8 protein-coding genes are annotated in these 12,730 nt (G+C 61.3%); 3 read left to right on the forward strand and 5 right to left on the reverse strand.

The window, feature by feature from the left end:
• Positions 1 to 324 precede the first annotated feature (324 nt).
• Complete coding sequence (purL, locus tag AWB64_RS20305; protein WP_060857211.1) at positions 325 to 4,383, forward strand: phosphoribosylformylglycinamidine synthase; 4,059 nt, start codon at positions 325 to 327, stop codon at positions 4,381 to 4,383.
• Between the two features lie 106 nt (positions 4,384 to 4,489).
• Here purL and AWB64_RS20310 read toward each other — a convergent pair whose 3' ends face one another.
• The 5 genes from AWB64_RS20310 to AWB64_RS20330 all read right to left on the reverse strand — a co-directional run bounded on the left by AWB64_RS20310 (position 4,490) and on the right by AWB64_RS20330 (position 8,549).
• Positions 4,490 to 5,272 carry a peptidylprolyl isomerase gene (locus AWB64_RS20310; protein ID WP_060857212.1) on the reverse strand — a complete coding sequence of 261 codons (783 nt, stop codon included), beginning with the start codon at positions 5,270 to 5,272 and terminating at the stop codon, positions 4,490 to 4,492.
• Positions 5,273 to 5,359: 87 nt separating this feature from the next.
• Positions 5,360 to 5,683, reverse strand: coding sequence for a BolA family protein (locus AWB64_RS20315; RefSeq protein ID WP_060857213.1), 324 nt, complete (start codon positions 5,681 to 5,683; stop codon positions 5,360 to 5,362).
• Positions 5,680 to 6,219, reverse strand: coding sequence for a septation protein A (locus AWB64_RS20320; protein ID WP_060857214.1), 540 nt, complete (start codon positions 6,217 to 6,219; stop codon positions 5,680 to 5,682). Before AWB64_RS20320 ends, AWB64_RS20315 begins: the two co-directional genes overlap by 4 nt.
• Before the next feature lie 257 nt (positions 6,220 to 6,476).
• Positions 6,477 to 6,899: a peptide-methionine (R)-S-oxide reductase MsrB gene (gene msrB / locus AWB64_RS20325; RefSeq protein WP_060857215.1), complete on the reverse strand. Its 423-nt coding sequence runs from the start codon at positions 6,897 to 6,899 to the stop codon at positions 6,477 to 6,479.
• 63 nt (positions 6,900 to 6,962) lie between these two features.
• The gene (locus AWB64_RS20330) at positions 6,963 to 8,549 is read right to left on the reverse strand and encodes a protein adenylyltransferase SelO (protein ID WP_060857216.1); all 1,587 of its coding nucleotides are present in this window, start codon (positions 8,547 to 8,549) and stop codon (positions 6,963 to 6,965) included.
• Between the two features lie 174 nt (positions 8,550 to 8,723).
• Here AWB64_RS20330 and AWB64_RS20335 point away from each other — a divergent pair, with 174 nt between their 5' ends.
• Both AWB64_RS20335 and AWB64_RS20340 read left to right on the forward strand, forming a co-directional pair.
• Entirely contained in the window at positions 8,724 to 10,382 is a 1,659-nt protein-coding gene (locus tag AWB64_RS20335; protein WP_060857217.1) for a 3-(methylthio)propionyl-CoA ligase, read from the forward strand.
• A 251-nt stretch (positions 10,383 to 10,633) separates the two neighbouring features.
• On the forward strand, positions 10,634 to 12,718 hold the full coding sequence (locus tag AWB64_RS20340) for a 3-hydroxyacyl-CoA dehydrogenase NAD-binding domain-containing protein (protein ID WP_060857259.1): 2,085 nt from the start codon (positions 10,634 to 10,636) through the stop codon (positions 12,716 to 12,718).
• Positions 12,719 to 12,730: the final 12 nt, after the last annotated feature.

Raw genomic sequence — 12,730 nt, forward strand, 5'->3', positions numbered from 1 at the left:
CGGTTGAGGAAAGCGCGCCATGATAGCGCCAAACGCGTCCGGCCGGGACGCTGCGAGGTAGGCCGAATCCATGAGCCGGGTCCGTTGCAGCCGCGGGAACTGAGGCGCGGCGCGGCTTTCAGCGGGCATCGCCGGAACAGGTCAAAAACTATCCCATCGTCATTGGGAGATGGCGAAGCGCGGCGCATACCGTTTCACGCATGGCCGCGAGGGCGTTTTCGAGACACTTCCGGGTTATAATCCGAGTCTTCCCATCGCCAAATGCGGCGCGTCCGCAAGCGGCTCCGACGTCTTTCGTCCCGACGTCTTCTAAGCACCGTGACAATGGCCCACTTCTCGTGTTTCCCCGGCGCTTCGGCCCTCTCTGATTTCCGTCAAACCCGCCTGCTCGAAACACTGACGCGCATCGACCCGAATATCGTGGGCGTGCGCGGCCAGTATCTGCATTTCGTGAACTCGGCCGAACCGCTCTCCGACGAAGACAGCAACCGCATCCACGCGCTGATGCACTACGGCACGCCGTTCGAAGCCGCTACGGAGCGCGGCGCGCAGGAAACCTTCATGGTCGTGCCGCGTTTTGGCACGGTGTCGCCGTGGGCCAGCAAGGCGACCGACATTGCGCATCATTGCGGTCTCGCGCAGGTTCGCCGGATCGAGCGCGGTATTGAATATACGGTGCTGCTGAAGGGCGGCCTGCTCGGCACGGGCATTGGCGGCAAGAAGGCGTTGTCCGAAGCGGCGCGCGCCGAAGTGGCCGCCGCGCTGCACGACCGGATGACCGAAAGTGTCGCGCCGTCGCGCGATCACGCATTGCATCTGTTCGACGAACTTCCGGCACAACCGCTGCAAGCCGTCGATATCCTCGGCCACGGCCGCGGCGCGCTGGAAACGGCGAACGTGGAGCTGGGCCTCGCGCTCGCCGACGATGAAATCGACTATCTCGTCGATTCATTCAAGCAGTTGCAGCGCAATCCCACGGACGTCGAACTGATGATGTTCGCCCAGGCCAACAGTGAACATTGCCGCCACAAGATCTTCAACGGGCAGTGGACCATCGACGGCGAGCCGCAGGACATCTCGCTGTTCAACATGATCCGCAATACCGAGAAGCTGAACCACGCCGGCACGATCGTCGCGTATTCGGACAACTCGGCGATCATGGAAGGCGGCACGGCCGAGCGCTGGTTCCCGCGCGGTTCGAACGAGCAATATGGGCGTCACACCGAACTCACGCACACGCTGATGAAGGTCGAAACGCACAACCACCCGACCGCCATTTCTCCGTTCGCGGGCGCGGCAACGGGTTCGGGCGGCGAGATTCGCGACGAAGGCGCGACCGGCCGCGGCGCGCGTCCGAAGGCCGGTCTCGCGGGTTTCACGGTCTCCAATCTCGATCTGCCCGATGCACGCCAGCCGTGGGAAAACGCCCGCGACAGCGCCGTGCCGGTGCCGCAGCGCAATCCTTCTGATGCGCACGAGCCGTATGGACGTCCTGAGCGCATTGCTTCGCCGCTGCAGATCATGATCGATGGTCCCATCGGCGCGGCTGCGTTCAACAACGAATTTGGCCGGCCCAATCTGGGCGGCTATTTTCGCGCGTATGAGCAGAACGCCGCAGGGCGCGTGCGCGGCTATCACAAGCCGATCATGATCGCGGGCGGGATCGGCAATATCTCGGACCAGCACACGCACAAGATGGATCTGCCGGCGGGATCGTTGCTGATCCAGATCGGCGGCCCCGGCATGCGCATTGGCATGGGCGGCGGCGCCGCGAGTTCCATGGCGACCGGCGCCAACACCGCGCAACTCGACTTCGATTCGGTCCAGCGCGGCAATCCGGAAATCCAGCGGCGCGCGCAGGAAGTGATCAACGCGTGCTGGCAACTGGGCGCGGAAAATCCCATCCTGAGCATTCACGACGTGGGCGCGGGCGGGTTGTCGAATGCGTTCCCCGAACTTGTCGATGGCGCCGGCAAAGGCGCGCGTTTCGAACTGCGCCGTGTGCAACTGGAAGAGTCCGGTTTGTCGCCGCGCGAAATCTGGTCGAACGAGGCGCAGGAAAGGTACGTGCTGGCGATTGCGCCAGAAAGCCTGCCGGCCTTCGAAGCGATCTGCACGCGTGAGCGCTGCCCGGTGGCTGTGGTCGGTGTTGCCACCGAAGAACGCCAGCTCAAGCTGATCGACGATCAGAAGAACGCCGGTCAGACGCTCGAACCCGTCGACATGCCCATGGACGTGCTGCTCGGCAAGACGCCCAAGATGCATCGCGACGTGAAGCGTGAAGTGCTGGCATTCGAACCCGTCGATGTAACCGGCCTGGTCTTGTCCGAGATTGCGGTGAGCGTGTTGAAGCATCCGACCGTCGCCAGCAAGTCGTTCCTGATTACCATCGGCGACCGGTCGGTGGGCGGCACAACGGCGCGTGACCAGATGGTCGGCCCATGGCAAGTGCCTGTCGCCGATTGCGCGATCACCACCATGGATTACGCCGGCTTCCGTGGCGAGGCCATGACCATCGCCGAGCGCACGCCTCTGGCGGTGATCGACGCGCCCGCGTCAGGCCGCATGGCCGTTGGCGAAGCGGTGACGAACATCGCGGCGGCGCCTATCGAATCGTTGAACAAGCTGAAGCTCTCCGCCAACTGGATGGCCGCGTGCGGCAGTCCCGGCGAAGATGCCGCATTGTTCGATACCGTGAAGGCCATCGGCATGAAACTGTGCCCGGCGCTGGGCATCAGCATTCCGGTCGGCAAGGATTCGCTGTCGATGCGCACCAAGTGGCAGGACGCAACCGGCGCGGCGAAGGAAGTCGTGTCGCCGGTATCGCTGATCATTTCGGCGTTCGCGCCGGTCGAGGACGTGCGCCGCCAGCTTACGCCGCAATTGCAGCGCGGTACGGACACGGTGCTGATTTCCATCGACCTCGGGCGCGGCAAGAACCGTCTGGGCGGCAGCATCCTGGCGCAAGTCACGCAGCAGATAGGCGACGCGGTTCCAGATGTCGATGACGCCGAAGACCTGAAGCGTTTTTTCAACGCCATTCAGTCGCTGAACGCCGCGGGCAAGCTGCTCGCGTATCACGACCGTTCCGATGGCGGCCTGTGGGCGACCGTCTGTGAAATGGCGTTCGCGGGGCACGTGGGTGTGTCGTTGAACGTGGACATGCTGATTCTCAATCCGAACCATGAATCCGATTACGGCGACGCCAAGGACTGGGCGAAGCAGACCAGCGGACGCCGTGAGGACCGCACCATCCGCGCGTTGTTTTCAGAGGAACTCGGCGGCGTGATCCAGGTGCGTCTGTCCGATCGGGACGCTGTGCTGGCCGCGTTGCGCGAACACGGATTGTCGGCGTGTTCGGAAGTCATCGGCAAGCCGAACGAGCGTGATGTCATCGAGATTTATCGCGACGCAAAGAAGGTCTACGACGCGCCGCGCCACGAGTTGCAGCGTGCCTGGAGCGAAGTGAGCTGGCGCATTGCGCGCCTGCGCGATAACCCCGCATGCGCCGATGCCGAGTACGACGCGTTACTCGACGCGAACGATCCTGGCATCTCGCCGGTCCTGACTTTCGATCCGGCTCAGGATGTGTCGGCGCCGTTCGTGGGCACGGGCGCGCGTCCGCGTGTGGCCATCCTGCGCGAGCAGGGCGTGAATTCCCATCTGGAAACGGCTTATGCGTTCGACCGGTCCGGCTTCGACACGCACGACGTCCACATGAGCGACTTGCTGGAAGGGCGCGTGACGCTGGCGGACTTCGCGGGCGCCGTGGCATGCGGCGGCTTTTCGTACGGCGACGTGCTCGGCGCTGGCGAAGGCTGGGCGAAGACGATCCGTTTCAATCCGCGTCTCGCCGACATGTTCGCCGGATTCTTCGGTCGCGCCGATACGTTCGCGCTCGGCATCTGCAACGGTTGCCAGATGATGAGCAGCCTTGCATCGATGATTCCCGGCGCCGACGCGTGGCCCAAATTCACGCGCAACAAATCGGAGCAGTTCGAGGCGCGGTTTTCATCGGTTCAGGTGCAGGGTTCGCCGTCTATCTTCTTTGCCGGCATGGAAGGCTCGCGCCTTCCGGTGGCGGTTGCGCACGGTGAAGGTTTCGCGGACTTCTCGCAACAAGGCGATGCAACCCAGGCACTGGTGGCGATGCGCTTCGTCGATCATCAAGGCGCGGCGACCGAGCGCTATCCGTACAATCCGAATGGATCGCCGGCGGGGATTACCTCCGTCACCACGCCGGACGGGCGTTTTACGGTGTTGATGCCGCACATGGAGCGCGTGCACAGGAATGTGCAGATGAGCTGGACGCCGAACGACTGGACTGCCGATGCAAGTCCGTGGTTGCGCGTGTTCCAGAATGCACGGCGTTGGGTCGGGTAAAGCGGATTGAATGCGGCGAGAGCGGGTTTGCCGCTCGCCGTTGAACCCATGAAAAAGCCGCTCGGAACATCGAGCGGCTTCTTTACTTCGGCTAACTAAAGCAGCGTTACTTGATCGTGGCTTTCTTGCGCAGATCTTCCTCGAACGCAGCCAGCTTTTCCTGCTGAATCTGCTGCGCAATCTGCGCCTTGACCTGCTCCAAGGGCGGCGGCGCGACGTCGCGCACATCGTCGAGCCGGATGATGTGCCAGCCGAACTGCGTCTTCACCGGCGTGTCGGTCATCTCACCCTTCTTCAACTTCTCGGCCGCTGCGCCGAACTCCGGCACATAAGCCTGCGGGCTCGACCAGTCCAGGTCGCCGCCGTTCTTGCCTGATCCCGGGTCCTTCGAATATTGCTTCGCCAAATCTTCGAAGCTCGCGCCACCCTTGATCTTCGCGATCAAATCCTTGGCCTGCGCTTCGTTGTCGACCAGGATGTGGTGCAGGTGATATTCCTTGCCGCCGCCAGCCTGCTTGACCATCTCGTCGTAACGTGCCTTGATCTCGGCGTCGGTGGGCGCGTTGGCCTTCACGAAGTCTTCAATCAACGCACGCAACACCACCGTTTGCTGGGCCACTGCAATCTGCGCCTTCACGTCCGGACGCGTGGCAATACCGCGGCGCGCGGCCTCCTGCATCAGGATTTCGCGGTTGACCAGTTCCTGACGCACGGCAGCCTGCAATTGCGGCGTGTCCTGCTGGCCCTGCTGGACCAGTTGCGCGACGAGCGCGTCAACGCGGGATTTCGGAATCGGCGTGCCGTTGACCACGGCAATGTTCTGAGCGAAAGCAGGCGCTGCCGCGAACGCGGCCAGCAATACCCAAATACGGGGGTTTTTTAGAATCATCGATAGTTCCTGATCAGAACGAGGGCTGGAAATTCGAGGCTGAAAACGAGGCGGCTTGCGAACTTGAGCCCGCAGCAACATGGAGACTCATTTGAACTGGTCTGCAAATTCTTCAGGCGTATAAGCCTTGATGGCGAGGGCATGAATGCCGCGCCGCATCTCGTCGGCCAGCGCATCATACACTAGCCGGTGCCGCGCCACGCGTGGCTTCCCGGCGAATCCGGCGGCCACGATGGTCACCGTATAGTGGCTTCCCGCCGATGCCCCGGCGTGTCCGGCATGGGCCGCGCTGTCGTCGTCGATATGAACCGATTGCGCGTTCAGCGCCGCATTCAGCCGTGCTTCGAGGTGCGCGATCTTGCTTTCGGCCGAAGCGTTGACGAAGGTGTCCGTGGAGGCTGGATGGCTCATTTTCCTTCGTCCTCTTTCATGTACTTCGCCAGCCACAAACTCTGCGCGACGATAAACACGAGCAGGCAGCCCGTCGCGCCGAAAAGCTTGAAGTTGACCCATTGATCGGTGGTGTAGTTGTACGCCACGAACAGGTTGACCACGCCGAGGATCGCGAAAAATACCGCCCACGCGAGATTCAACTGGCCCCACACGCGATGCGGCAGCACGATCTGCTTGCCCATCATCGCCTCGATGAGGTTCTTGCCGAACGCAACCTGGGAGACGATCAGCGCTCCGGCAAACAGCCAGTAGAGCGCGGTGGGTTTCCACTTGATGAACGTATCGTTATGCAGCACGAGCGTAGCGCCGCCGAACACCACCACGACGCCGAGGCTCACCCACAGCATGGGGTCCACCTTGCGATGCCGGAACGCGACCCACGCAATCTGCACGAGCGTGGCGACGATCGCGACCGCCGTGGCCGTGTAGATGCCCCAGATCTTGAAAGCAACGAAGAAGAGGAGGATCGGAAACAGATCGAACAGAAATTTCATTTCGTAGATTTCTTAGGGACGAAGAGGGGCATCGATTTCAAACCGGTTGAACGGTTTAGAACGTGCTCGCACGCCAGATGCGGCCCGGATCGAATTGTGTCCGCCGCAGCCGCGAAAAGACGCGTGTGAAGCAAATGTGACTCAGGGGATCTTTAGTAAGTACCCGCTAAAGAAAGCAGTTCAAACCCAAGGCCCGAACGCGCCTGTTTGCACCGCAGTCATAAAAAAGGCGGCTTACCGGAGTAAGCCGCCCGTACTTACTTGGGTTCGAATTGTAGCGCAGCCGAGTTGATGCAGTAGCGCAGGCCCGTTGGCGCGGGACCGTCCTCGAAAACGTGGCCCAGATGCGCGCCGCAGTTCTTGCATTGCACTTCGATGCGCAACATGCCGTGCGTGCGATCCGTTTTTTCCTTGATGACTTCGCCATTGATCGGCTTGAAGTAGCTTGGCCAACCGCAGCCGGCATCGAATTTCGTGTCCGATTCAAAGAGCGGTGTGCCGCAACACACGCAATCGTAAACGCCGCGTTCCGTGTGATCCCAGTATTCGCCGGTGAATGGCCGCTCGGTGGCGGCGTGGCGTGTGACCTGATACTGGATATCGGACAGTTCTTTTTTGTAAGTGGCGTCGTCCTTTTGCAGCGGAGCAGCGGGTTCCTTCGTGAGGTCGTCTCGGTTCATCTTTCGTTTCTCCAGAGCGGTAGAGCGGCTTTGATAGTCCGGCTCAAGTATTTGGGGGCTTTTTCAGGAAGAACAACTGACTTCCAGACCGTTCGCCCAGTCGGGCGGCAGGCCGACGTAGGATTCGAATTCGGGTTGCTCACTAAACGGATGGCGCAGCACGCGTGCCAGCCGTTCGACTTCCGAAAAATCCTTTTCCTTCGCCAGGCGGATGGCATTTTCGGCCAGATGATTGCGCAGGACGAACTTCGGATTAACAGCGTTCATGGCAATGGCGCGGTCTTCGTCGCTGCGCGTTTCCTCCGATAAACGCAGCCGGTACGCGTTCGCCCAGACGTCGAAGGCGGCGCGATCGAGGAACAGGTCGCGCACGGGCGCATCGCCGGAAGCGTCTGCCTTGTGCATCTTGGCAAGGTTGCGAAACGTCAGCGTGAAGTCGGCGCGGTTCGCGTTCATCGCTTCGAACAACTGGTTGGCGAGTTTATCGTCGCCATCGCGGATCTCCGCAAGACCGAGTTTCGCGCGCATCCGGCGTTCGAGCGCGGGCGCGAACCGGTCCCGGAAGCCCTCCAGCACGCGTTGCGCATCTTCGATGATCTTCTCGTTGCGAACGGCTTCGTCGTAATGCGGACCGAATAGCGGCACCAGCGCTTGCGCCAGACAAAACAGGTTCCAGTAGCCAATCTGCGGTTGCATCTTGTACGCGTAGCGGCCTTGCGAATCCGAGTGATTGCAGATGTGACCGGCGTTGAATCCGTCGATAAACCCAAACGGCCCGTAGTCGATCGTCAGCCCAAGGATCGACATGTTGTCCGTGTTCATCACGCCGTGACAAAAGCCGACCGCTTGCCAGTCCGCCATCAGATCGGCGGTGCGCAGCGTGACTTCGTTCAGGAGCGCGAGGTAAGGGTCATCGGCTTCACGGCATTGCGGATAAAACCGGTCGATCACGTGATCGGCGAGCTTGCGCAGTTCGTGCGGCCGGTCGTTCGTGTAGAAATGCTCGAAGTGGCCAAAGCGCACGAAACTCGGCGCAACGCGGGTCACGACCGCCGCTGTCTCCATAATTTCGCGGCGCACGGGCTGGTCCGATCCGGTCACGCACAGCGCGCGCGTGGTCGGAATGCCGAGATGGTGCATGGCTTCCGAGCACAGATATTCGCGGATCGATGAGCGCAGCACCGCGCGGCCGTCGCCCATGCGTGAATACGGCGTGCGTCCCGCGCCCTTCAACTGCAACTCGAGACGCTTGCCGCCATGTTCGATTTCACCGAGACCTATTGCGCGGCCGTCGCCCAGTTGTCCGGCCCAGACGCCGAACTGATGCCCTGAATAAACCGATGCATACGGCAACTCATCAGGCGGTAAATCGCGGGTTGTGTTGCCCGTGAAATATTCGATAAATGCAGGATCGTGCGCATGGCTTGCGTCGAATCCGAGTTGCGCGGCGGTATCGGCGGAAATGCCGACCAGATAAGGCGCGGGCAAGGGCGAGGCGGGCAGGCGCGTGAGGAACGCGGAACCGAGCGCGACGAATGAATCCCGGCGGTCGGTTTCAATGGACCCGACCAGCGCATTCACTGCGTCCGGGCCCGCCAGTTCGGCTTCAGCAGCGGCACCGGCAACCGTACCGCTTGGGGAAAACGACATATTGAGCACCTCATGGTTAACCGATATTGTAAATCCGCGCCCGCGCCGCTGCAGGAGCCCGCTCCGAGCCTTTCGCACCTTGGCTTTGAGACAAAAATCGGATATTGCTTATCCAGGTATCGCAGCAGAACGCGCATCGAATCCCGTGCATCCGGACTTGTGAGGAACTTGCCCATGACGTCGCCGCTTTTCGGCCAGATGATGGATGTACCGCTGCTCGCTTCATCGCTGATTTCCCACGCTTCGCGCCACTTCGGCAGTACCGAGATCGTGTCGCGCCGTGTTGAAGGCGACATTCATCGCTACACCTGGCGCGATTGCGAAAAGCGCGCGAAGCAGCTTGCGCAGGCGCTCATTGGCCTGAACGTGCAGCCGGGCGAGCGCATCGGCACACTGGCCTGGAATGGGTATCGTCACCTGGAGTGCTATTACGGCGTGAGCGGCATGGGCGCCGTTTGCCACACGATCAACCCGCGGCTGTTTCCCGACCAGATTGCGTTCATCATCAACCATGCCGACGACGAATATGTCGCCTTCGACATGACGTTCACGGCGCTTGTCGACGCCATTGCGCCGCAGTGCCCGAACGTGAAAGGCTGGATCGCGCTTGGCGACGAAGCGTGCATCAGCACCCATCTCGCCGACATGGCCACGCCTGTCATCAGTTACGAAACGCTGCTCGCAATGCACGATGGCGACTACGCATGGCCCGTGCTCGATGAATGCTCGGCATCGTTTCTTTGCTACACGTCCGGCACGACCGGCAATCCGAAGGGCGCGCTCTACACGCATCGTTCGACGGTCTTGCACGCTTTCGGCGCGGCGCTTCCCGACGCCATGGCCTGTTCGTCACGCGATTCGATCCTGCCCGTCGTGCCAATGTTCCACGTCAACGCATGGGGCATTCCGCACGCCGCGCCGCTGGTCGGCGCAAAGCTCGTGCTGCCCGGCAATTGTCTCGATGGCAAGTCGCTCTATGAACTGATGGAAGCCGAAGGCGTGACCTATTCGGCTGGCGTGCCGACCGTATGGCTGGGTTTGCTCAACTACGTGAAGCAGGCCGGCGTGCGCTTTCACACGCTGCAACGGACGGTGATTGGCGGCTCGGCGTGCCCGCCCGCGATGCTGCGCACGTTCGAGGACGATTACGGCGTCGAGGTCATCCATGCATGGGGCATGACGGAAATGTCGCCGCTCGGCACGCTCGCCAAGCTCAACTGGGAACAGCGCCAGCGTTCGCCGGAAGAACAGCGGCATCTGCGTGAAAAGCAGGGCCACGTCATGTTCGGCGTGGACATGAAAGTCGTCGGCGACGACGGCGCGGAACTTCCGTGGGACGGCAAGTCGTTCGGCGATCTGTACGTGCGCGGTCCGTGGGTTATCGACAGGTATTTCCGCAAGGAAGATTCGCCGCTCGTGGATGGCTGGTTTCCGACGGGAGATGTCGCGACCATCGACGAGGATGGTTTCATGAACATCACGGATCGCAGCAAGGACGTGATCAAGTCGGGCGGCGAATGGATCAGTTCGATCGATCTGGAGAACGTGATGATGTCGCATCCGCAAGTTGCGGAGGCCGCGTGCATTGCGTGTTCGCACCCGAAGTGGACGGAGCGGCCGCTGATCGTGGTCGTGCCGCGTCCAGGCGCGACCGTGACGCGCGAGGAATTGCTCGCGTTTTATGACGGCAAGGTGGCGAAGTGGTGGCGCCCGGACGACGTTGTTTTCGCCGATGAACTTCCGCATACGGCAACCGGCAAGCTGCAGAAGCTGCGGTTGCGGGAGTTGTATCGTGAACATGTGTTGCCGACGGTTGGCGAAAGCGTCGACTAGATCATGATTCACCGGGCTGCCGCCGCGCAGCCCGCGTCCGCCTTTTTCTTCCTTTTACGTCCCGCCTCCGTCATCCCGCAATAACGAAATTGAACGATCGTTCTTTTTTGTGTATTCTTCACGGGTAACGCAGACTTACCGCAACAATTATCGCGGCACGGAAATCAGCGTCATCCGGATTTTTGCCGGAAGATACGAACGAGACATGGCGCGCATCGAATTGCATGAAAGACGGAATGGAGGAAGACGAAATGGCAGTGGATTACACGACCCGCGACGGCATCGCCGTTATCACGCTGAACAACCCGCCGGTGAATGGCCTCGGGTTTTCCACGCGGCTTGGCATTGTTGAAGGCGTGGAGAAAGCCCAGGCCGACGCGTCGGTCAAGGCGATCGTGCTGATCGGCGCGGGCAAGGCATTTTCCGGCGGCGCCGACATCACCGAATTCAATACGCCGAAGGCGACCCAGGAACCGACGCTGCATACCGTCATCAAGGTCGTGGAGAGCAGCGCAAAACCTGTTGTGGCCGCGATCCATAGCGTGGCGATGGGCGGCGGTCTCGAGCTTGCGCTTGGTGCGCATTATCGGATTGCGTCGGCGGGAGCGCAGATCGCGTTGCCCGAAGTCAAGCTCGGCCTCCTGCCGGGCGCTGGCGGCACGCAGCGTCTGCCGCGCGCGGTGGGCCTTGAAACGGCGTTGAACATGATCGTCTCGGGCGCTCCGGTGATGTCGGAGAAGCTGGCCGGATCGGGCCTGTTCGACCAGATGGCCGAAGGCGACCTGCTGGATGAAGCCGTCAAATTCGCCAAGAAAGTCGGCGCGCAAGGCGGGGCGCTTCCGAAGGTGCGGGATCGCAAGATAGATCATCCGAACGCGGAAGGTTTCATTCAGTTCGCGCGCAACATGGTCACGCCGATGGCGAAGAATTTCCCGGCACCGCTCAAATGCATCGATGCAGTCGCGGCCGGCGTGAAGCTCGGTTTCGACCAAGGCTTGGCGGTCGAGCGCGAATGTTTCATGGCGCTGGTGCAGACGCCTGAAAGCCGCGCGCTGCGTCATGCGTTTTTCGGCGAACGCGCGGCGAGCAAGATTCCCGATGTGCCGTCGAATACGCCGGTGCGCAAGATCGAGCGCGTGGGTGTGATCGGCGCGGGAACCATGGGCGGCGGTATCGCGATGAACTTCATCAACGCCGGCCTGCCCGTGACCTTGCTTGAAACGAAACAGGAAGCGCTCGATCGCGGCCTCGCGACGATTCGCAAGAACTACGAAAGCGCCGTGAAGAAAGGCCGGCTGACGGCTGAAAAGCTCGAAGAACGGCTTGCGCTGATCACGCCGACTCTTTCCTACGATGACCTCAAGGATGCGGATCTCATTGTTGAAGCGGTGTTCGAGGAACTCGGCGTGAAAGAGCAAGTGTTCTCGAAACTCGATCAGGTGGCGAAGAAAGGGGCAATCCTGGCGTCGAATACGTCCACGCTCGATGTCGACAAGATCGCGGCCTTCACCAGGCGTCCTGAAGACGTCGTCGGCATGCACTTCTTCAGCCCCGCGAACGTGATGAAACTGCTCGAAGTCGTGCGCGGCGCGAAGACATCGAAAGACGTGCTCGCGACCGTCATGCAGCTTGCCCGGAAGATCAGGAAGACGGCTGTGGTGTCGGGCGTGTGCGATGGGTTTATCGGCAACCGGATGATCGAGCAGTACTTGCGCCAGGCGCTTTTCATGCTCGAGGAGGGCGCGCTGCCGGCGCAGGTGGATCGCGCCATCGAAAAGTTTGGCTTTGCAATGGGACCGTTCCGCATGAGCGATCTGGCGGGCAATGACATTGGCTGGGCCATTCGCAAGCGCCGCTATCAGGAGAAGCCGGACCTGAAGTATTCGAAGATCGCGGACCGTTTGTGCGAGACCGGACGCTTCGGCCAGAAGACGGGCGCGGGATGGTACGACTACAAGGCTGGGGACCGTGCCGCGCATCCGTCCAAGATCGTGGACGAGATGATCGTCGGGTATTCGAAGGAACACGGTATCGAACGCCGCAAGATTGCCGACGAAGAGATCGTCGAGCGCCTCGTGCTCGCGCTCGTCAATGAAGGCGCGCTGATCCTGGAAGAAGGGATTGCGTCGAAGGCGTCGGACATCGACATGGTCTATCTGACGGGCTACGGGTTTCCGCTGCATCGCGGCGGGCCGATGTTGTACGCGGACACGATCGGCCTCTACAACGTCGAGCGCGCGATGCGCAAATACGCCGCGCAAACCAATGGCGATGCCTGGAAGCCTGCGGCGCGCGTGACTGAACTCGCGGCGCAGAGCCGCGGTTTCAATAGCTGAAACAGCCTGGAA

The organism is Caballeronia sordidicola (genome assembly GCF_001544455.2).
Taxonomy (GTDB): Bacteria; Pseudomonadota; Gammaproteobacteria; order Burkholderiales; family Burkholderiaceae; genus Caballeronia; species Caballeronia sordidicola.

What these genes read in the sequence shown, in the direction of transcription:
- purL (WP_060857211.1), top strand. Translation starts at nt 325, where the DNA reads ATGGCCCACTTCTCGTGTTTCCCCGGCGCTTCGGCCCTCTCTGATTTC.
- AWB64_RS20310 (WP_060857212.1), bottom strand. Translation starts at nt 5,272, where the DNA reads ATGATTCTAAAAAACCCCCGTATTTGGGTATTGCTGGCCGCGTTCGCG.
- AWB64_RS20315 (WP_060857213.1), bottom strand. Translation starts at nt 5,683, where the DNA reads ATGAGCCATCCAGCCTCCACGGACACCTTCGTCAACGCTTCGGCCGAA.
- AWB64_RS20320 (WP_060857214.1), bottom strand. Translation starts at nt 6,219, where the DNA reads ATGAAATTTCTGTTCGATCTGTTTCCGATCCTCCTCTTCTTCGTTGCT.
- msrB (WP_060857215.1), bottom strand. Translation starts at nt 6,899, where the DNA reads ATGAACCGAGACGACCTCACGAAGGAACCCGCTGCTCCGCTGCAAAAG.
- AWB64_RS20330 (WP_060857216.1), bottom strand. Translation starts at nt 8,549, where the DNA reads ATGTCGTTTTCCCCAAGCGGTACGGTTGCCGGTGCCGCTGCTGAAGCC.
- AWB64_RS20335 (WP_060857217.1), top strand. Translation starts at nt 8,724, where the DNA reads ATGACGTCGCCGCTTTTCGGCCAGATGATGGATGTACCGCTGCTCGCT.
- AWB64_RS20340 (WP_060857259.1), top strand. Translation starts at nt 10,634, where the DNA reads ATGGCAGTGGATTACACGACCCGCGACGGCATCGCCGTTATCACGCTG.